The sequence below is a fragment of the Blattabacterium cuenoti genome (assembly GCF_014251375.1).
GTDB lineage: Bacteria > Bacteroidota > Bacteroidia > Flavobacteriales > Blattabacteriaceae > Blattabacterium > Blattabacterium cuenoti_K.
The window spans coordinates 503,653-524,031 of the sequence record NZ_CP059187.1; the positions used below are offsets into that span (position 1 = coordinate 503,653).

Annotated in this window: 19 protein-coding genes and 1 tRNA gene; 13 read left to right on the forward strand and 7 right to left on the reverse strand. The window is 25.0% G+C overall.

Annotation, left to right across the window (positions count from 1 at the left end):
* Positions 1-11 precede the first annotated feature (11 nt).
* Positions 12-1,073: an acyl-CoA reductase gene (locus tag H0H71_RS02425; protein WP_185855954.1), complete on the forward strand. Its 1,062-nt coding sequence runs from the start codon at positions 12-14 to the stop codon at positions 1,071-1,073.
* Between the two features lie 13 nt (positions 1,074-1,086).
* On the opposite strand, the gene ribD is transcribed toward H0H71_RS02425, so the two are convergent.
* The 4 genes from ribD to H0H71_RS02445 all read right to left on the reverse strand — a co-directional run bounded on the left by ribD (position 1,087) and on the right by H0H71_RS02445 (position 3,321).
* Positions 1,087-2,130 carry a bifunctional diaminohydroxyphosphoribosylaminopyrimidine deaminase/5-amino-6-(5-phosphoribosylamino)uracil reductase RibD gene (gene ribD / locus H0H71_RS02430; protein ID WP_185855955.1) on the reverse strand — a complete coding sequence of 348 codons (1,044 nt, stop codon included), beginning with the start codon at positions 2,128-2,130 and terminating at the stop codon, positions 1,087-1,089.
* Between the two features lie 10 nt (positions 2,131-2,140).
* On the reverse strand, positions 2,141-2,917 hold the full coding sequence (locus tag H0H71_RS02435; RefSeq protein ID WP_185855956.1) for a shikimate dehydrogenase family protein: 777 nt from the start codon (positions 2,915-2,917) through the stop codon (positions 2,141-2,143).
* 60 nt (positions 2,918-2,977) lie between these two features.
* On the reverse strand, positions 2,978-3,175 hold the full coding sequence (rpsU, locus tag H0H71_RS02440) for a 30S ribosomal protein S21 (RefSeq protein WP_185856493.1): 198 nt from the start codon (positions 3,173-3,175) through the stop codon (positions 2,978-2,980).
* 68 nt (positions 3,176-3,243) lie between these two features.
* Positions 3,244-3,321, reverse strand: a tRNA-Val gene (locus tag H0H71_RS02445).
* A gap of 107 nt (positions 3,322-3,428) precedes the next feature.
* Here H0H71_RS02445 and recG point away from each other — a divergent pair.
* The 7 genes from recG (at position 3,429) to H0H71_RS02480 (ending at position 12,026) form a co-directional block, all read left to right on the forward strand.
* Positions 3,429-5,552: an ATP-dependent DNA helicase RecG gene (gene recG, locus H0H71_RS02450; protein ID WP_185855957.1), complete on the forward strand. Its 2,124-nt coding sequence runs from the start codon at positions 3,429-3,431 to the stop codon at positions 5,550-5,552.
* Positions 5,553-5,750: 198 nt separating this feature from the next.
* Positions 5,751-7,901 (forward strand): ATP-dependent helicase, encoded by a 2,151-nt coding sequence (locus tag H0H71_RS02455; RefSeq protein WP_185855958.1) that lies wholly within the window; start codon positions 5,751-5,753, stop codon positions 7,899-7,901.
* A 90-nt stretch (positions 7,902-7,991) separates the two neighbouring features.
* Complete coding sequence (locus H0H71_RS02460; RefSeq protein WP_185855959.1) at positions 7,992-8,975, forward strand: cation diffusion facilitator family transporter; 984 nt, start codon at positions 7,992-7,994, stop codon at positions 8,973-8,975.
* Positions 8,976-9,024: 49 nt separating this feature from the next.
* On the forward strand, positions 9,025-9,633 hold the full coding sequence (locus H0H71_RS02465) for a DUF4290 domain-containing protein (RefSeq protein WP_185855960.1): 609 nt from the start codon (positions 9,025-9,027) through the stop codon (positions 9,631-9,633).
* Positions 9,634-9,644: 11 nt separating this feature from the next.
* Positions 9,645-10,967 (forward strand): UDP-N-acetylglucosamine 1-carboxyvinyltransferase, encoded by a 1,323-nt coding sequence (gene murA / locus H0H71_RS02470; protein WP_185855961.1) that lies wholly within the window; start codon positions 9,645-9,647, stop codon positions 10,965-10,967.
* A gap of 142 nt (positions 10,968-11,109) precedes the next feature.
* Positions 11,110-11,592: a transcription elongation factor GreA gene (gene greA / locus H0H71_RS02475; RefSeq protein ID WP_185855962.1), complete on the forward strand. Its 483-nt coding sequence runs from the start codon at positions 11,110-11,112 to the stop codon at positions 11,590-11,592.
* Positions 11,589-12,026 carry an HIT family protein gene (locus H0H71_RS02480; protein WP_185855963.1) on the forward strand — a complete coding sequence of 146 codons (438 nt, stop codon included), beginning with the start codon at positions 11,589-11,591 and terminating at the stop codon, positions 12,024-12,026. Before greA ends, H0H71_RS02480 begins: the two co-directional genes overlap by 4 nt.
* Here H0H71_RS02480 and H0H71_RS02485 read toward each other — a convergent pair.
* A complete protein-coding gene (locus tag H0H71_RS02485; RefSeq protein ID WP_185855964.1) occupies positions 12,020-12,796 on the reverse strand; it encodes a type III pantothenate kinase in 777 nt (258 codons plus the stop codon). The two genes, H0H71_RS02480 and H0H71_RS02485, sit on opposite strands and share 7 nt — an antisense overlap.
* A gap of 71 nt (positions 12,797-12,867) precedes the next feature.
* On the opposite strand from H0H71_RS02485, the gene H0H71_RS02490 reads away from it, so the two are divergent.
* Both H0H71_RS02490 and H0H71_RS02495 read left to right on the forward strand, forming a co-directional pair.
* Positions 12,868-13,677, forward strand: coding sequence for an alpha/beta fold hydrolase (locus H0H71_RS02490; RefSeq protein WP_185855965.1), 810 nt, complete (start codon positions 12,868-12,870; stop codon positions 13,675-13,677).
* A gap of 30 nt (positions 13,678-13,707) precedes the next feature.
* Entirely contained in the window at positions 13,708-14,295 is a 588-nt protein-coding gene (locus tag H0H71_RS02495; protein WP_185855966.1) for a 5-formyltetrahydrofolate cyclo-ligase, read from the forward strand.
* On the opposite strand, the gene rseP is transcribed toward H0H71_RS02495, so the two are convergent.
* The gene (gene rseP, locus H0H71_RS02500; RefSeq protein ID WP_185855967.1) at positions 14,275-15,606 is read right to left on the reverse strand and encodes an RIP metalloprotease RseP; all 1,332 of its coding nucleotides are present in this window, start codon (positions 15,604-15,606) and stop codon (positions 14,275-14,277) included. The genes H0H71_RS02495 and rseP overlap by 21 nt on opposite strands.
* Positions 15,607-15,761: 155 nt before the next feature.
* On the opposite strand from rseP, the gene H0H71_RS02505 reads away from it, so the two are divergent.
* Both H0H71_RS02505 and feoB read left to right on the forward strand, forming a co-directional pair.
* A complete protein-coding gene (locus tag H0H71_RS02505) occupies positions 15,762-15,986 on the forward strand; it encodes a FeoA family protein (RefSeq protein WP_185855968.1) in 225 nt (74 codons plus the stop codon).
* A 42-nt stretch (positions 15,987-16,028) separates the two neighbouring features.
* Positions 16,029-18,110 carry a ferrous iron transport protein B gene (gene feoB / locus H0H71_RS02510; RefSeq protein ID WP_185855969.1) on the forward strand — a complete coding sequence of 694 codons (2,082 nt, stop codon included), beginning with the start codon at positions 16,029-16,031 and terminating at the stop codon, positions 18,108-18,110.
* Positions 18,111-18,236: 126 nt separating this feature from the next.
* Here feoB and H0H71_RS02515 read toward each other — a convergent pair whose 3' ends face one another.
* A complete protein-coding gene (locus tag H0H71_RS02515) occupies positions 18,237-19,226 on the reverse strand; it encodes a D-alanine--D-alanine ligase (protein WP_185855970.1) in 990 nt (329 codons plus the stop codon).
* A gap of 218 nt (positions 19,227-19,444) precedes the next feature.
* On the opposite strand from H0H71_RS02515, the gene H0H71_RS02520 reads away from it, so the two are divergent.
* Positions 19,445-20,379 (forward strand): PASTA domain-containing protein (locus H0H71_RS02520; RefSeq protein ID WP_238784442.1); only part of this gene is annotated, 935 nt, incomplete at its 3' end.

Below are 20,379 nucleotides of genomic sequence, written 5' to 3' on the forward strand. Positions count from 1 at the left end.
AATCAACAAAAATGAAAAAAACCATAATAGAAGTTTTTGATAAATTAGGTTGTTTTTTACGAGAATTTAAGAAATTTTATGAAAAGGAAAAAAAAACCTCTAGTCCTTTTACTAAATTTTTCTATCCTTTTCAAAATCTTATTGAAAAAATTCCTCTTAAAAACAGTTGGTTTAGAAGAAAAGATCTATTGATTACTATTGGACATTGGGGAGATCTCCTTCAAAAGGATAAGATAGAATCTTGGATAAAAAAATACTATTTTGAATCTTTTCCTAAAAAAAAAAAAACAGTTTTAGTAGTCATGCCGGGAAACATCCCTATGGTTGGGTTTCATGATTTTTTATGCGTTCTTTTATCAAGACATCGGATTTTAATTAAATTATCTGAAGAAGATAATTTATTACTTCCTTTTTTATGTAAAATTATCATTGATATAAATCCTTTATTGGAAAAAGAAATAAAATTTACTAAAAATATTTTTAAAGAAGAATTCAGTTATGTAATAGCAACTGGAAGTCATAATACATCTCGTTATTTTGAATATTACTTTCGTAAATATCCTATGATTCTTAGAAAAAGTCGAACATCTATAGCTATAATACAAGGAAATGAAAAAAAACAAAATTTAATGCTCTTAAACAGAGATATATTCACTTATTCAGGAAAGGGGTGTAGAAGCGTAGGAAAAATATTTATCCCTTATAATTATGATTTAAATTTAATTTTAGAAAAATCTTATCCCTTTGAATATATAAAAAAAAATAAAAAATACATTGATAATTACAATTATTATCTTTCTATTTATACTATGAATAAAATCCCTTTAATAAAGAATAGTTTAGTTCTTTTCAAAGAAGAAAAAAATTATCATAGTCCAATATCTGTAGTTTATTATGAATTTTACAAAAATTTGAATCATCTTAAAAGTTCTATTCAAAAAAACAAAGAACATTTACAATGTATCATTGCAAATGATATTTTTTCAAATGAAGTGGCTTTTGGAAATGCTCAATTTCCTAAATTAGAGGATTATGCTGATAACATAGATACTATCCAATTTTTATTGAAATGAATTCATGAAAAAACTAAAATGGAATTTTAACAATCAACTTATCATTTTCATCAATATCAACATGTTTAAATGTTTTTCCCTTTATTATGGGAGCTGGTAATCCTTTTTCTTCTAGAAAATAACAACAACAGATAAAAATTCTGGATTCATCCCAAACATCTTCTTTTATAAAACTTTCTAAAGTGAATTTTCCTCCTTCTACAATTAAGGATAAAATTTTTTTTTGATATAAATGATTTAATACGTTTTTTACGATTCCTTTATCAAAAGGAATCTGAATAAATTCTATGTTTTTCTTATTTTCTTTTTTTTTTTCTGTAAAAACAATTGTCTGTTGTTTCCCATTTAAAACAAAATAAGAAGTAGATATATTTAAATTTCTATCAAAAATAATCCTTATAGGATTATTTCCAAACCATTTTCTAACATTTAATTTTGGATTGTCATTTAGAACAGTATTTTTTCCTACCAAAATGCTGTCTTCTTCTGTTCTCCATTTATGACTCAATTGTCTAGAATAAATTCCACTAATCCAAAAACGTTTTTTTCTTTTCAGAGAATAATAATCCATAAACCCGTTATTGTCTTGTGCCCATTTTAATATAACATAAGGTCTATTTTTTTCATGAAAAGTAAAAAAACGTTTATTCAAAAAACGACATTTATCTTTTAATACGTTTTCTATAACTTCTATTCCAGAATCTTTTAATTTTTTTATCCCTAATCCTTTATTACAAGGATCTCGTATCCCTATCACTACTCTAGGAATATTATTTTTAATAATTAAATCAACACAAGGAGGTGTTCTTCCAAAATGAACACATGGTTCTAATGTTACATAAAGAGTTGAATCAAAAAATAAAAGAACGTTTTTTACCATTTTAATGGCATTTACTTCTGCATGAAAATTTCCTACTTGTTTATGCCATCCTTCTGAAAGGATCACTCCATTTCTTTCTATCACACATCCTACCATAGGATTAGGAGATGTACGCCCTAATCCATTTCTAGCTAATTGAATAGCTCTTTTCATAAAAATTTCTTTATAAACTTCCATGAAAAAAAAACTAAGAATTCCATATTTTCCAAGATTCTTCCGCTTGAATATGTAACATTTCTAATCCGTTTTTTATCATCGCCCCCTTTTCCTCACCTTTTTTTAAAAATAAAGTTTTATATGGATTATAAATTACGTCATAAAGATAATGAGAAGAAGAAATATATTTATAAGGTAAAAGTGGACAGAAATTTATCATTGGATAAGTTCCTAAAGGAGTGCAATTAATAATAATTTTATGATTTTTCATTAAATCTTTATCTAATTCTTCATATCTCAAAACCTCTTTATTTCTTTTAGTTTTAGTTCTAGTTCTAGAAACATATTTATACTGTATTTTTAACTTATTTAGAATAAAAGAAATAGAGTTCGAAACTCCTCCTGTACCAAGAATCAAAGCCCTTGCATTTTCATATGAAAATTTCTTCATGTCTTTTAAAAAAGAATATTCAAATCCTAAAATATCTGTATTATATCCAATAATACTACTATCATCTTCAATTTTAACGACATTTACGGATCCAATAGATTTTGCTTCTAAATCAACTTCAGTAAGAAAAGGAATAATACTTGTTTTATATGGAATAGTTACATTACAACCCCTAAAATAGGGAATTTTAAAAATCCATAAAACATCCTCAATTTTTGGAATATCGAATATTTCATAAGTTGCATGAAAAATAGATTCATTTTTAAATTTTTCTAAAAAAAAATTCTTAGAAAAAGAATAACTAATTTTCTTCCCCACCAATCCAAAAACGGATTTCTTAAATTTTTCTATTTTCATTTCTTATTTCACAGTATACCAGAGTATCTTATACTAGTAAAGTCAGTAAAATTATCTATTCTATTCTTCTTTTTTCAATCTCATACGTTCTCTATATCTAGCTCTCAAAATTTGATTTCTTTTTCCTTCAGAAGGTTTTATATATTGTTGCTTTTCTCTAAATTCTTTTAAAATACGTGTCTTATCAAATTTTTTTTTGCATTTTTTTAAAGCTTTATCTATTGATTCTCCTTCTCTCACTGTTGTAATTAGTACCACCATAAACATAAATAAATTAATTATTTTAACATTAACAACATCTCTTATAATAAATAATGTAGTAATAATGGTGGACATTATCGGATTTGAACCGACGCCCTCTACTCTGTCAAAGTAGTGCTCTAAACCATCTGAGCTAAATGTCCTTAATTTCTTAATTATTGTTATTGATTGAAAACAAAATTAAATTTTTTTTTCAAAAAATAGCTATTAATTACTTTTAACTAAAAATCTATGAATATTTTTAAAAAAAATGTCATACAATATTTTAGAAAAACCTATAATTCATTTAAAGGGATTTAGCTTAAAAAAAGCACGTTTATTTAATATTGAATTGAATATACACACATATGAAGATTTACTTTTTTTTTATCCCAAAAAATACCTCAATTATTCCACATTGAATATATCTGAATTGAAATTGAAATCAAATATCATCAATAATAATATTATACAAATATTAGGAAAAATAACTAAAGTAGAAGAAAAAAAAGTAAATCAAAAAAAAATATTGATAGCAAGATTGGAAGATCACACCGGTTTTGCTGAATTAATATGGTTTCAAAAAATTAATTTTTTTAAAAAAAATATTAAAAAAAATGTTACAATATCAACAGTGATTTTTGGTAACATAAAATTTTTTCAAAAAAAAATTCAAATTATTCATCCCAAAATACAAAAATTTCAACTTGAAAAAAATTTCTCTTCTATTTCTTCTATATATCCTATATACTCTATTCCTGATAAATTCAAAAAAAATGGAATAAACAACTTATTTATGATAAATATATTACAAAATTTAATAAAAGAATCAAAAAATGAAATAGAAGAAATTTTTTTACAAGATATCCTTTTAAAAAAGAAGTTAATGCCAAGAAAAGAAGCGTTAATTCAAATTCATTTTCCTAAATCTTTAGAAAAACTATTTCAAGCGCAATACCGTTTAAAATTTGAAGAATTATTTTTTTTAAAATTATCTCTTCTTTCAAAAAACAAAAATACAACATCATTATACAGTTACCCTTTTTCAAAATTAGGAAATAATTTTTATAAATTTTACAAATATTTTCTCCCATTTTCTTTAACAGAAGAACAAAAAAGAGTTTTCAAAGAAATACGTAATGATTTAAAAAAACCTATTCAAATGAATAGATTATTACAAGGAGATGTAGGATGTGGTAAAACTATAATAGCTATATTATCAATGCTAATTGCTTTAGATAACGGATTTCAATCTTGTTTAATGGTACCAACTGAAGTTTTAGCTATACAACATTATTCTTCCATAAAGAGAATGTTTTCTAAAATTAAAATTCAAGTAGCTTTATTAACAAGCTCTACATCCAATAAAATTAGAAAATGTATATATCATGATCTTTTTACTGGAAAAATTTCTATCCTTATCGGAACACATACTTTAATTCAAGATAAAGTTATTTTTCAAAATCTTGGATTAGCAATAATAGACGAACAACAACGTTTTGGAGTAGAACAAAGAGCAAAAATTTGGGGGAAAAATAAAAAACCTCCCCATATATTAATAATGACTGCAACACCTATTCCTAGAACTCTAGCTATGACTCTTTATAATGATTTAAAAATTTCCACTATAAAAGAATTACCTACAGGAAGAAAACCCATTAAAACTGTTCATTTTTTTAATAAAATGAGACATAAAGTATTTGAAATAATACAAAATCAAATTCTAAAAGGAAGACAAATCTATATAGTTTATCCTATTATAGAAGAAAAAAACAAGAGAAATAAATATAAAAATTTAATAAATGGATATCAAATTTTGACAGAAAAATTCCAAAGTTTAAAAAATGAAATTGGAATTTTACATGGAAAAATGACATCTCAAGAAAAAAATATTCAAATGCTTCGATTTTTGCGAGGAGAAACTAAAATAATGGTTTCTACTACCGTTATAGAAGTTGGAGTAGATGTCCCAAATGCTTCAGTCATCTTAATAGAAAATGCAGATTGTTTTGGATTGTCTCAACTCCATCAGTTAAGAGGAAGGGTCGGAAGAGGGACTCATAAAAGTTACTGTATTCTGATGACTGCCGATCGAATCAGTATTGAAGGGCATTTTAGAATAAAAAAAATGTGTCAAACTAATAATGGGTTAGAAATTGCAAAAGAAGATCTTAAATTACGTGGTAGTGGAGATATTACTGGTACTCAACAAAGCGGAAAAACTTATTTTAGAATTGCGAATCTAATTAAAGATTCTCAACTTATGAAAGAAGTTTTTCCTATAGCTAGGAATTTTTTTTACCAAAATCCTAATTTTTTGTTAACTCATAAAACTACTACCAAAAATCATTTTTATAAATATTATAATCAATCTTTTTGGGAAAAAATCAGTTAGTTGGGAATAATAATTAATGAATGAATAATGGGGATAATATGTTAATATGTTATTTTTATTATTATAATTATTATGATCGTATGAATTATGTATAATAGGAAGGATAATATTATGTATGTATGGTAGGGTAGGTAGTAGTATAGTATTTATTTTGATTGATTATGTCTTTAATAAGATCATCATAACACATAAAATTTCATGAATAGTAGTTTACTATGGGCATCACTTAACAATACTCAACGACAAGTGATAGAAACAATTAATGGTCCAATTATGGTTATTGCAGGAGCAGGATCAGGAAAGACACGTGTCATTACATATCGGATAGTTCATATGATCAAAAATATAGGGGTGAACCCCTCGAATATATTAGCTTTAACTTTCACTAATAAAGCTGCTAAAGAAATGAAAAATCGGATTTTAAATATGATTAATCAAACGGATTTGAATAAAATGTCATTAGGAACTTTTCATTCTATATTTTCAAATATTCTAAGAAAAGAATCTCATTGGTTAGGATATAGATCTAATTATACTATTTATGATAAAAAAGATTCAGAAAGTGTTATAAAAAAAATATTAGATGAAATTAATTTGAATCCTACAACATCTTGTTTTTTTACCACTAAAAAAATTATAAAAAAAATTTCAGAGATTAAAAATAACTTATATATATATAATGATAAATTCTACAAAAATAACAAAAATATTTTTTCAATTATTTATAAACTGTATGTAAAACGTTGTTTAAAAGCAGAAGCTTTAGATTTTGATGATATCCTTCTTCATACTAACCATTTATTTTTTCATTTTCCAAATGTCTTGCGAAAATATCAAGAAAAGTTTAAATACATATTAGTTGATGAGTACCAAGATACCAATATCTCTCAAAATACCATCATTAAAAACTTAGCTCAGAAACATAGAAATATTTTTGTTGTTGGAGATGATGCACAAAGTATCTATTCTTTTCGGGGGGCAGATATATCAAATATTTTAAACTTTCATAGGGATTACAATGAAGCAAAAGTTTTTCGTCTTGAACAAAATTATCGTTCCACAAATCGCATCGTAGAGGCTTCCAATAAAATCATTTCTTTCAATAAAAATCAGATTTTAAAAAAAGTTTGGACAAATAATGAAAAAGGAGAAAAAGTAAAAATATATTGTGCTTCTTCAGAAAGAGAAGAAGCACAATATATTGCTTCTCATATTCTAGAGACCAAAAAAAAAACAAAATTTAAAAATAAGGATTTCGCTATTCTATATAGAGCCAATAGACAATCACATATTATAGAATATGTCCTTCAAGAAAAAAAAATACCATACAAAATATATGGATCTATATCAATTTCTAAACGAAAAGAAATTCGAGATTTATTATCTTATTTTAGAATATTCACTAATTCTAATGACGAAGAATCATTCTTATATATAATAAAAAAAATATGTAGTAAAAAAATTATTAGATCAATATTAACATTATCCAGAAATGAGGAAAAAACTGTATATGAAATTTTAAAAAATTTTCAATCTTATTATTCCTCAATAAAAATGAAACAAGAAACAAAAAATAATTTTGAAATTTTTATTTCTAAAATAGAAAATTTACGTTCACAAATAAAAAATCATAAAAACGCATACACTACAGCAAAATCTATAGTAAATTTTTTGTTAAAAGAGAACAATACTTATCACAATGATGATTTTCAATATATATTAGAGAATATATTTAGATATGTAAAAGAGCAAGAACAATTAGAAAATGGAGATGCTAGTTTATCTGGATTTTTGCGATTTTTCTTTTTAAAGGAAGAAGAAGGAAATAATGATAATGAAGAAAAAAAAGAAAAAGAATACGATAAAGTTTCATTAATGACAATTCATTTATCCAAAGGATTAGAATTTTCTGTCGTTTTTATAGTAGGATTGGAAGAAAACTTATTTCCATCAAAATCTAGTTTAGAAAATCAATTCAAACTTGAAGAAGAACGAAGATTATTTTATGTCGCTTTAACAAGAGCTCAAAAAAAAGCTGTATTAACTTATACTAGATCTCGTTTTTTATGGGGAAAAAAAACGAGTAATGGCCCCAGTCGTTTTATTAGAGAACTTCAAGATAAATTCATTATAGTAGAAAATAAAAAAAAATTGACTTGTTACTCTCAAAAAAAATATATATTTAAAAATTTTTTAAAAAAAGGAATAAAAGTTTTTCACAAAAATTTTGGGGAAGGGATCATCCTAGATTTAGAAAATAAAAATGAAATAGCTACAATAAAATTTCATAAATCAGGAAAGAAAAAAATTTTTTTAAAATTAGATAAACTTATTATTCCAGAAACTTAAGAATCATTTTAAAAACAAAAAAAAACACATACATGCATGTGCATCATAACATAACTAACAATAATATTTCTTTAGTTATTAATTATTATTATGGATGAGAAGAAAATAAAAAAAAATTTTAGTCTACAAAAATTGATTTGTTTTGTATCAGTATTTCTATTTCTTATCAAATTAATTACTTGGTATATGACTTCTTCACTCTCTATATTCAGTGATGCGATGGAAAGCATAACAAATATATTTAGTGGATTTATAGGATTATATAGTCTTTATATCTCTTCTTTACCTAAAGATCACAATCATCCATATGGACATGGGAAAATAGAATTTATATCCACAGCAATAGAAGGTTTTTTAATTTTTATTGTAGGAATAGTCATTTTTATAAAAACTTTTATCCATGTTAAATATTATAACAATAATGATTATTCTTTATATAGATTGGATTATGGAATTCTTCTAATGTCTTTTACTTCTATTATAAATTATTATTTAGGTTTTTATGCTTGTAAAATGGGGAATAAAAATAGTACTTTAACATTGATAGCTAGTGGAAAACATCTTCAAATAGATACTTATTCTACTATTGGAATAATTATAGGATTAATATTATTAAATATAACTAAATGGATCTGGATAGACCCTCTTATTTCTATTGTTTTTTCATCCGTAATTTTATATACAGGATTAAAATTATTAAGAAATGCTATAGCTGGAATTATGGATGAATCTGATAAAAAACTATTACAAAAATTATCTTTTTATCTTAATGAAAAAAGAGATACTTGTTGGATAGATATTCATCATTTAAAAATCATTAAATATGGAAGTGCATTGCATGTCGATTGTCATCTGACAATCCCATGGTTTTTTAATGTAAAAGAAGCCAATAAAGAAGTACAAAAATTAACTATGTTTACAAAAGAAAAATTCGGAAAAAAAGTAGAACTATCTGTTCATGTAGATGCTTGTACAGATCATCATTGCATATTTTGTTTCAATAATTCATGTTTATTTAGAAAACAATTTTTTCAAAAAAAGATTCTTTGGACATTAGATAAAACTTCATCTTAATATTAAGAAATAAAAAAAATAAAATCAATCATACATATTTTATTATCATATGGAATATAATACGAACCGTTTAAAATTGGTTATACCGGAATATGGAAGAAATATTCATAAAATGATAGACTACGCAATACAAATAAAAAATAGAAAAGAACGTAATAAATGCGCATGGAGTATTATTAAATTGATGACATATTCCAATCCGGGATTTAACAAAGAAATTCCATACTTTCAACATAAATTATGGAATCAATTATTTTTTATGTCTAAATATCAATTAGATATTGATCCCCCTTTTCCAAAACCAAATCCAGAAAAAAAAATACAAGTTAGTTCCAAAAAAGCTGTATATCCTGAATATTTAACTAATTTTCGATATTATGGAAAAATCATAAGAAATATGATACATGTAGCCGTTCATTGCAAAGACAAACAAAAAAAAGAAGGATTATTCTACGCTATAGCAAATACAATGAAAAAAAATTATTTAAGGTGGAATAAAAATATTGTAGAGGACGATGTCATTTTTCAAGATTTGAAAGTTCTTTCAAAAGGGAAAATCTGTTTAATGAATAATACAGATCCATTATTACAGAGTTCTCATATTTTATTAAATACAAAAAGAAAGAAAAATTATTTGAATAATAGAAAAAAAGCATGATGAAATAAAAAATGGCTTCTTTTAAAATAGAAGGGGGAAGATCTTTAAAAGGGGAAGTTTTTCCACAAGGTGCAAAAAATGAAGCTTTACAAGTATTATGTGCAGTTTTATTAACATCAGAGAAACTAAGGATAAAAAATATTCCAGAAATAGAAGACGTAAAATGTTTAATGAAAATTTTAAAACATTTAGGAGTTAGTATCCAAAAAAATGATATTGGAGATTACACTTTTCAAGCAAAAGACATTCAACTTGAATATTTAACTACTAAAAAATTTCGTGAATATGGTAAATCTATTAGAGGATCTATCATGATTGCTGGACCATTATTAGCTAGATTTGGAAAAGCATACATGCCTATTCCCGGAGGTGATAGAATTGGACGTAGACGTTTAGATGCACATTTAAAAGGATTTAAATATTTAGGATGTTCTATAAATTATAAAGAAGATCAATTTTTTCATTTATATGCTAAATATTTAACTGGTCAATATATTTTATTGGAAGAAGCATCTATCACTGGAACAGCTAATATCATCATGGCCGCTACATTAGCTAAAGGAAAAACAACTATTTATAATGCTGCTTGTGAACCATATATTCAGCAATTATGTAGACTTTTAAACAAAATGGGTGCAAAAATAAAAGGGATTGCTTCTAATTTAATTCATATAACTGGAGTCAAAGAATTGGGAGGATGTATGACGCATACACTTTTACCAGATATGGTAGAAATAGGAAGTTGGATTGGATTGGCAGCAATTACTAGTTCTGAAATTAGAATTAAAAATGCAAGTTGGAAAAATTTAGGGATAATTCCGAATACATTTAAGAAAATGGGAATAAGGTTAGAAAAAAAAGATGATGATATTTATATTCCACATCAAAAATCATACAAAATAAAAAAATTATTAAATAATGCAATATTAACAATTTCTGACGCACCGTGGCCCGGATTAACACCAGATTTATTAAGTATTTTAACCGTAGTAGCAACTCAAGCTAAAGGAAGTGTTTTAATTCATCAAAAAATGTTTGAAAGTAGATTATTTTTTGTAGATAAACTAATTGAAATGGGGGCACAAATTATATTATGTGATCCTCACAGAGCTACTGTGATTGGATTAAATCATAAATCTTGTTTACGAGGCTCTCTATTAAACTCTCCAGATATACGAGCAGGAATATCTCTTCTTATCGCGGCACTTTCTGCCCGGGGCACTAGTATTATAAAAAATATAGAACAAATAGATAGAGGATATGAGAATATTGATCAAAGATTACGTGTTTTAGGAGCGAATATTTTAAGACTGAAAGATCATCAATTAGAATAAATAATTGAACAAAAAAAAAACTATATTTTGTTATTAAAAAATTTAATTCTATGTAGTACTAAAATACAAAGAATCATCACATTAATTAAATTAGTTGTTCGCAAAATCAATTAACTTTATAGAAAAATAAATGTGAAAATCTATGGAAAAATTCGAATATATAACTAAAGAAGGATTGAAAAAACTACAACAAGAAATAGAAAGATTAGAGAATATAGAAAGACCTAAAATATCAATTCAAATTGCAGAAGCAAGAGATAAAGGAGATCTTTCAGAAAATGCAGAATATGATGCAATAAAAGAAGCTCAGGGTTTTTTAGAAATGAATATAGCTAAATTAAAAAAAAAATTATCTAACGCACGAATTATAGATGGTACACAAATAAATAAAAATAGAGTTTCTATTCTTTCTACAGTTAGAGTTAAAAATTTAACATATGGAGGGGAACAAATGTATACTTTAGTACCAGAAGGAGAAGCCGATTTAAAATCGGGGAAAATTTCCATAAATACCCCTATTTCTACAGGATTACTTGGAAAACAAGTAGGCGAAATAGCTCATATAAAACTTCCAAATAAGATGATACTAGATTACGAAATTTTAGAAATAGCATTTAGTGAATGAATAAAAAAAAAAAAAATAACAATATTTTTGAAAAAATAATAAGAAACGAAATCTTTTCTTATAAAGTAGCAGAAAACACTGACCATTTAGCTTTTTTAGATATCCATCCAATAAAAATTGGACATACTTTAGTAATACCAAAAAAAAATCATACAGATAAAATATTTTATCTTACAGAAAAAAAATTCCTATCCCTTATGTCCTTTGTTAGAAAAGTAGCTATGGGAATAGAAAAAACAGTTCCATGTAATCGTGTTGGATTATTTGTTCTTGGTTTTGAAATTCCTCATGTTCATATTCATTTAATTCCTATGGATAAAGAAAGTGATGTAGATTTTTCTAAAGAAAAAATTACTTTATCTGAAAAAAAATTCGAAATTTTATCAAAAAATATAAAAAAATCTATAGAAAGAGAATGTAATAAAAATCATTGATTCCAATGAAATAATATTTTTAACCCTTTTATTGTATGTAATTTATCTTTGATATGAATTTTTTTAGTTAAAGGAGCATATATATGAGAAAGACCTCCAGTAGCAATAACAAAACAATTTGTTTTCAATTCTTGATTAATCCGATTGATAAGACCTTCTACCATACTAATATATCCATATATAATCCCACTTTGAATACATGTTTCAGTATACTGTCCTAGTATGCTGGGAGGTTTTTTAAGTTCTATTTGTGATAATTGTGCAGTATTCCCAATTAACGATGTTAACGAACTATTCACTCCTGGAGCTATAATAACTCCTTGAAGTTTTCTATATTTATTATCTGTACAAGTCAAACTTAATGCAGTTCCAAAATCTACTACTAAAGTCGTTTTTTTATTCTTATACAATGTATAAGATGCTATTGCATTAGCGTATAAATCTGTCCCCAATTGATGAGAAAAATGTTTGATTGGAGAAGCAGAATATCTATCTACTATCACAGGTTTAATTTTATGAATTTCATATAAGGATTGTTTTACAATATTTGTAAGAGGGGGGACAACAGATCCAATCACAATTTTTCGGATTAATTTTGACAGAATTCCGTATTGTTGGTATATATTTCTAAATAATAAAATATATTCATCCAATGATCTATGAGGATTGCTATTAATAATCCATGAATGATTACATTTTAAATTATAAGAATTATTATTAAATAGACCAAAACGAAGACTTGAATTTCCAATATTTATGGTTAACAGCATTCTTTATGTAAGAAATATCCTATTTTTATACAAAAAAATAGAGGAATTGATTTGCTTATGTATGTATGAATATGTTTTTATATAATAATAAAATAAATATTTACTATAAAATAAAAGGAAATAAAAGTAGTACTCCTATTATTTTCTTGCATGGATTTATGGAAAGCTTGAAAATTTGGAATTACATTTCTGATTTTCTTTCCCAGAAATATAAAATCATTTTAATAGATTTTCCGGGACATGGAAAAAGTTCTTTTTCAGGAGAAGAAAATATTTTTTCTATGGAAAAATCTGCTGAAATAGTAAAATCTATTTTAGAAAAAGAAAAAATAGAAAAAGCAGTTTTTGTAGGCCATTCTATGGGAGGATATATTTCTTTAGCTCTTGCAGAAAGAAATCCAGAAATATTTTTAGGATTATGTTTACTTCATTCTACTGCATCATCGGATTCAATTGAAAGAAAACAAAATAGGAAACGATCTATTCAACTTATAAAAGAAAATTATTCTTTATTTGTTTCTACTAGCGTAAATAAATTATTTAATCCTATTCAATTGAAATCTTTACAAAAGGAATTCAATTTAATAAAAAAAATAGCATTATCCACTTCCGTTTCCAGTGTTATTTCCTTTTTAAGAGGGATGTCTATTCGTAAAGACAGAAAATTTCTATTAAAAAAAACTAATTTTCCAAAATTGTATATAATAGGTATTTATGATTTAATACTTGATGCAAAGGAGATCCGTAATGAATCAAAAAACGGATATAAAAGTTCTTTTGTAGAGATTCCAACAGGTCATATAGGACCTATAGAAAATCCTGAAAAAATAATAGAAATATTAGAAAATTTTATGAAATATTCTGTTTTTCATTCTCAATAAGTATTTTTTTTAGCAGAAAAGTTGAATTTAATGAATAAAAAAGAATTACGAAATAAATATCTTTCTTATAGAAAATCCTTATCTAAAAAAGAAATTTTCAAAAAAAGTTATAAAATTTTTTTTCAATTAAAAAAACTTTCTATATGGGACAAAAAATATTATCATATTTTTTTGCCTATACAAGAACATAATGAAATTAATACATTCATCATTATCAATTTTCTTTTAAAAAGAAAAAAATATGTGACAATTCCTTATTCAAATTTTCATCTCTTATCCATAGAAAATTGTTCTTTTGATAAGAATACTATTTTAGAAGAAAATCAATATGGAATTCTAGAACCTAAAAAAAAACATATAATTTCTACAAATCTTATAGAAGTAATATTTATCCCATTATTAATCTTTGATTTAAAAGGATATCGTATTGGTTACGGAAAAGGATTTTATGATAGGTTCCTCATGTTATGTAATAAAAATATCCTAAAAATAGGATTAAGCTTCTTTAATCCTGTAAAAAAAATTCATTTTTTACATAAAAATGATTTAACCCTAGATATAGGGATCACTGGAAAAAAAAGTTTTTTTTTCAAAAACTCAATAAAAAAATACTTTTAAAATATCCCAAACAATAACCATTATCATAATCAGACTAATCATTAAAAAACCAATAAAAGTACAACGTTCAAGAATGATTTTTTTAATCCTTTTTTTTGTGATCATTTCTATTAAAATAAAAAACATATAACCTCCATCTAATGATGGAATAGGAAATAAATTGAGAAAAGATAACCATATAGATAAGGTAGCAGTTAAATACCAAAAAATGTCCCAATTCCATTGAGAAGGAAATTCTTTTGCCATGGAAAAAAAACTTCCTACTTGTTTATAAGCTTTAGTTTTTATATGGAAAACATTTTTTAAAAAAAAAATTTGATTTTTTAATACTTCCCAAGTTTTCTTTACGCCATTAGTAAAACTCTCAATTATGGAAAAATTCTTTTTTTCAAATAGAAAAATTTTATCCATATCCATAAAATTCTTTAAATAAACTCCTAAAAAACCTTTTTTTAAAAATACTTTTTTTTGTATCAAGTCTCCATTTCTACTTATAGATAAGGACACAGTTTTATTTTTATATTTTGATAATGTATCTTTCAATTGATCAGAAAATAAAATAAATTCAGAATTTACTTCTAGAATTTCATCATTTCTTTTGATCCCTGATTTATCAGCCTCTGAATTTTTTATTACATAATTTACAATAGAAGGAATACGTGGTTTGATAAAAGAACTTAATTCTTTTCTCTCAAAAAGAAATCTTTTCTTTTCATCGCTTAATGATAAATTAATGATTTTTCCCATCCTATCTATAGTGATTGTATTTCCCAAAAGAATTGCCTTAGGGATATCATTAAAATACGGGATAAATTCCCCATTTATGAACAAAATAAGATCTCCATTTTCTAATCCTATTTTTTTTCCAAAAGAGTCTACTTCTATTCCAAATTTAACATTTTTAGTAGGAAGATTAATTTCTCCATATTTTAATAATAAAGAAGAAAAAATAATAACAGATAATAATATATTGAAAAAAATTCCTCCTGATATAATTAATAATCGTTTAATTGCAGATTTTGAACGAAATTCAAAATTTTTATTATTATTTTCTGAATCTATATTATCATTATCCTCCATCATCATTCCAGATATTTTTACATATCCTCCTAAAGGAAGCCATCCTATTCCATAAGTAGTTTCTCCTATTTTCTTTTTTAAAAGAGAAAACCAAGGATCAAAAAACAAGAAAAATCTCTCAACACGTACTTTAAATATTTTTGCAAACAAAAAATGCCCTAATTCATGAATAACAATCAATATAGAAATACTGAGAAACAACTGTATAGATCTAATAAAAAGAGATGTCATTTCTAATGATGTTTATGAATTTTATTATATATTTATCTTTATAAGATAAAACTTTTTTTTTCATATCTAATGAGTAAGTTCATATTTTGCTCATATTAATGAATATTTCAAAATATAAAAATGTAAAAAATGATTTTTTTTAAAAACTTCATAAGTTGAATTTATCTAATCTGAAAAAAGGAGAAAAAGGAATTATTAAAGGATATAAAAATGAAGATTTTCCTGTAAAATTATTAGAACTAGGAGTTTTACCTGGAGTTAAGTTTGAAATACTTTTTGTTTCTATTTTTTATGATCCGCTTTGTATCAGTTATGATCAGTCTTGTTTAGCTTTACGTAAAAAAGAAGCAGAAAATATTCTAATAGAACCTATTTATTAGATATATTAGATAAAATTAATTTTTTTTGAGAATCATTGAATAATGCGAAGAAGAATCAAATTAGCCCTCGTAGGAAACCCCAATGTTGGAAAAACTTCCTTGTTCAATAAACTAACTGGGATGAATCAAAAAGTAGGCAATTACTTAGGAGTTACAGTTGATAAGAAAATAGGATACTTTCGTTATGAAAATGTTGATTATCAAATAATAGATTTTCCTGGAACTTATAGTTTATATCCATCTTCTGAAGATGAAGAAATTGTCTGTAACTTTTTATTAAAGAATATAGAAAATATTGATTCTCCAGATAAGATCATCATGGTAGCAGATTCTTCTAATCTAAAAAAAAGTCTTTTATTATTTAGACAAATACAAGATTTAGGATTTTCCGTATTACTCATATTGAATATGATTGATGAAGCAAAAAAAAAAGGAGTTATTATTGATGTTAAAAAACTCAAAAAATTTTTGATAACAGAAATCGCATCAATTAATGCAAGAAAAGGAATAGGAATAGAAAAAGTTAAAAAAAAAATAAAAAATCTGAATGTTTTTACGGAAAAAAGTATGAAAAATACCTTTTTTTTTAATCCAGGATTCCGTTATCAAATTGCTATTAAAGAGGTAAAAGAAAATTACAAAGTCAATACTTACAAAGCTTGGTATTACTTAGCTAATCAAAATAAAAATTTTTTTCAAAAAAAAAATAAAATTATTAATGAGATAAAAAAAAAACACAATATCATTTCTAAAAGACTACAAATTAAAGAAATATTAGATAGATACGGAGAAATAGAAAAAATTTTCTCTAAAACAGTTTCTGAATTTATTTCGAAAAAAGAAAGATTCCATTTAGAATTTTCAAAAAAAATAGACAAATTTATTGTACTCCATCCTTTATGGGGGTATTTAATTTTTTTTATTTTTTTATTTATCATTTTTCAAAGTGTCTTTTTTTGGGCTGAAAAACCTAAAAAAATCATAGAATTTTTTTTTTCTTTTATTCAAAAAAAATTAGAAATTATCTTACAAGGCCCTTTAAAAAATTTTATTTTGGAAGGCGTTTTACCAGGAATTAGTTCTATTATTACTTTTATTCCCCAGATTTCTATTTTGTTATTTTTTCTTCTTCTTCTGGAAGAAAGCGGTTATATAAGTAGAGTGATATTTCTTATGGATAGAATCATGCGTCCATTTGGATTAAACGGAAAGAGTGTAGTTCCTCTGATTTCTAGTATTTCTTGTTCTATCCCAGCAGTAATGGCAGCTAGACATATTGAAAATTCTAGAGATCGTTTGATTACTATTCTAGTAATTCCTTTTATGACATGTACGGCAAGATTACCTGTTTATACATTGATTATATCTTTAATTATTCCTGACAAAAAATGTCTCTTTTTTCAATTAAGAGGGATAGTTCTCATGGCAATGTATTTTTTAGGAATTTTTTCCGCTTTAAGTATCTCTATGATTCTTCATAAAATTCTGAAGAAAAATTATAAAAATCATCTTATTCTGGAACTTCCTACTTATAAATTTCCTATGTTTGGAAATATATTGATTACTCTATGGATAAATCTAAAATCGTTTATCCTTAATGCAGGAAAAATGATTTTGTTAGTAAATATATTAGTATGGGGATTAGGGAATTTTGGCCCCCCTTCTGAATCAGAAAAGTATAAAGAAAATTCTATTTTTTTAGAAAAAATAATAAAAAAAAAAGAATTATCTAATTCTTATTTAGGATTATTAGGGAAAAAAATGGAACCTTTTCTGAAACCATTAGGATACGACTGGAAAATAGGAATTGGAATACTTTCTTCTCTTGTAGCAAGAGAAGTATTTGTTAGCACTATAACGTCAGTATACAGAATAGAAAAAAAAGAAAATTTCTTAGAAAAAATGAAAAATAATGAATCTCATGATAATCCCGGAACACCTATCTATAATATTCCTACAGGAATTTCTTTACTGATTTTTTATGCCTTTTCTATGCAATGTATGAGTACACTTGCTATAGTGAGAAAAGAAACGAAATCTTGGAAATGGCCGATTGTACAATTTATATTTATGACTCTATTAGCTTATATATCTTCTTTTTTAGTATATCAAATTTTAAAATAAAATTATGTGGCAATATATTGTTGTTGGAATACTTTTTTTATATTCAGTAATCTCTTTATTAAGAACTTTATGGAAATTTTTTTTTACGAAAAAAAAATCTTGTAAAAAAAAATGCAATTGGAAATTTTAATTTTCTTTCCATCCAATGGAAGAGTAAATAGAATTTTTAAATAAATCAGACAAAGATATTCCAGCTATTTTTAATTGTTTTGGAAAAATACTTTCTTTAGAAAGACCAGGAACTGTGTTTATTTCTAAAAAAAATGGATTTCCATTTACAATAATATATTCAGATCTAGATATTCCTGACAAATTCAATATTTTATATATTCTTTTCGATAATTCTTGAATTCTTTTATCAATTTTTGGAAATAATCTGGCAGGTGTTATTTCTTGAGATTCCCCAGAATATTTTGATTCAAAATCAAAAAAATCATTTTTACTAATTATTTCTGTAATTGGCAAAACTTTAATTTCATTTTTAAATGAAATCACTCCTACTGAAACTTCCATCCCTTTGAGATCTGATTCTATGATGATCTCATCATCTGTTTTAAAAGCTGTCTCTAATGCAAAAATCAAATTTTTTTTTTCATAAACTTTCGATATCCCTAAACTAGATCCAGATCTATTAGGTTTTACAAAACATGGAAGTCCTACTTTTTGAAGGATTTTCTTTTCACAAAAAAATTGATTTTTATTTAAAAAAATAGATTTTGCAATATTTACCCCAAATTTTTTCAATAAGGATAAACAATATTTTTTGTTAAAAGTTACACTTGCATGGTGAAAATGGCATCCTGTATAAGGAATTTTTAGCAAATGAAAATAAGCTTGCAGAATTCCATCTTCTCCTGGAGTTCCATGAATCGCATTAAAGACACAATCAAATTTTAAAACTTTATTTTTTACAAAAACTGTAAAATCCTGTTTATTTACAGGATATTCCTGATTATTGGTTTCATCTATAAAAACCCATTTTTCTCTTAAAATAAGTATTTTATATGGTTCAAATTCTTCTTTATTTAAATTATCATAAACTTCTTTTCCGCTTTTAAGTGATATCACAGACTCTTTTGTGTACCCACCCATAACGATAGCTATTTTTTTCTTCATTGTATTGTTATTTATTTTTTTTTATTAATAATACAAAATTTCATAATCTCACAAAAAAAAAACAAATAGAATCATGAATCCATTTTTTTTATCTTTATTTACTTGTTTTTATTTAGATTAGATATTTATAGAAATAAATCTGAATATGTAATTATAACATGAATTATTCTAAATTTTGTTTAATTTTCATAATCAACTTGTTCATATCTATATTGATTTTGTATAAAATTACTAGTGTTTCATTGAAATGGATAGATATTTACACAAAACACGGTTCTTATGTTATAGTCCCAGATCTTCATTCTTTAACTTTGGAGAAATCTATAATTCTTTTAAAAAAATTGGGATTAAAATATGATATAGATACATCACGTTATGATCCTTCTTTTAGCCCTTATCAAGTTATTTCCTTTTCTCCAGAAGCGGGAGATCATGTAAAAAAAGGAAGACATATATATATACAAGCTAACGCTAACGCTAATAATACAAAAACGTTTCCATCCACTGTTGTTTTACCTAATATTATTAATAAAAACAAAAAAACAGCTGTTAAATTGCTTCATGCCAATCATCTTTTAGTGAAAGAAATAAAATATAGAAACGATATTTCTAGGGATATTGTATTGAAAGTTTTTTTTCAAGGAAACCCTATTCAATCTGGATCTATTTTACAGAATCAAGATGCAGTCACTTTATTAATTGGAAAAGGAAAAAAAGAATACGAAGTCCCCAATGTAATTGGAATGGATTTACATACTGCTACTTCTACTTTAAAATCAAAATCATTTAACATTATTAACGTTTATTATGAGAATTCTACTCCCCAGCCATCAACATCAGAATCAGAAGATGATGATCGTTCTGAAAACAGAAACAAAAAAAAAGTCTATCGTCAAAATCCTTATCCTGGAATAAAAATACAAAATAATAAATCTATTCAAATTTGGTTAACTTCTAATAATGATTTATTAATTCGTTCAGAATCAGAATATTTCAACAACAAGAAGAAAGACTTAGACAACAACAAGAAGAAAGACTTAGACAACAACAAGAAGAAAGACTTAGACAACAACAAGAAGAAAGACTTAGACAACAACAAGAAGAAAGACTTAGACAACAACAAGAAGAAAGACTTAGACAACAACAAGAAGAA

Excerpts from the sequence above, each read along its gene's own strand:
- H0H71_RS02465 (WP_185855960.1), top strand. The coding sequence starts at position 9,025 with ATGGAATATAATACGAACCGTTTAAAATTGGTTATACCGGAATATGGA.
- greA (WP_185855962.1), top strand. The coding sequence starts at position 11,110 with ATGGAAAAATTCGAATATATAACTAAAGAAGGATTGAAAAAACTACAA.
- recG (WP_185855957.1), top strand. The coding sequence starts at position 3,429 with ATGTCATACAATATTTTAGAAAAACCTATAATTCATTTAAAGGGATTT.
- rseP (WP_185855967.1), bottom strand. The coding sequence starts at position 15,606 with ATGACATCTCTTTTTATTAGATCTATACAGTTGTTTCTCAGTATTTCT.
- H0H71_RS02485 (WP_185855964.1), bottom strand. The coding sequence starts at position 12,796 with ATGCTGTTAACCATAAATATTGGAAATTCAAGTCTTCGTTTTGGTCTA.
- H0H71_RS02490 (WP_185855965.1), top strand. The coding sequence starts at position 12,868 with ATGTTTTTATATAATAATAAAATAAATATTTACTATAAAATAAAAGGA.
- H0H71_RS02460 (WP_185855959.1), top strand. The coding sequence starts at position 7,992 with ATGGATGAGAAGAAAATAAAAAAAAATTTTAGTCTACAAAAATTGATT.
- H0H71_RS02495 (WP_185855966.1), top strand. The coding sequence starts at position 13,708 with ATGAATAAAAAAGAATTACGAAATAAATATCTTTCTTATAGAAAATCC.
- H0H71_RS02455 (WP_185855958.1), top strand. The coding sequence starts at position 5,751 with ATGAATAGTAGTTTACTATGGGCATCACTTAACAATACTCAACGACAA.
- murA (WP_185855961.1), top strand. The coding sequence starts at position 9,645 with ATGGCTTCTTTTAAAATAGAAGGGGGAAGATCTTTAAAAGGGGAAGTT.
- H0H71_RS02425 (WP_185855954.1), top strand. The coding sequence starts at position 12 with ATGAAAAAAACCATAATAGAAGTTTTTGATAAATTAGGTTGTTTTTTA.
- H0H71_RS02435 (WP_185855956.1), bottom strand. The coding sequence starts at position 2,917 with ATGAAAATAGAAAAATTTAAGAAATCCGTTTTTGGATTGGTGGGGAAG.
- feoB (WP_185855969.1), top strand. The coding sequence starts at position 16,029 with ATGCGAAGAAGAATCAAATTAGCCCTCGTAGGAAACCCCAATGTTGGA.
- H0H71_RS02515 (WP_185855970.1), bottom strand. The coding sequence starts at position 19,226 with ATGAAGAAAAAAATAGCTATCGTTATGGGTGGGTACACAAAAGAGTCT.
- H0H71_RS02480 (WP_185855963.1), top strand. The coding sequence starts at position 11,589 with ATGAATAAAAAAAAAAAAAATAACAATATTTTTGAAAAAATAATAAGA.
- ribD (WP_185855955.1), bottom strand. The coding sequence starts at position 2,130 with ATGGAAGTTTATAAAGAAATTTTTATGAAAAGAGCTATTCAATTAGCT.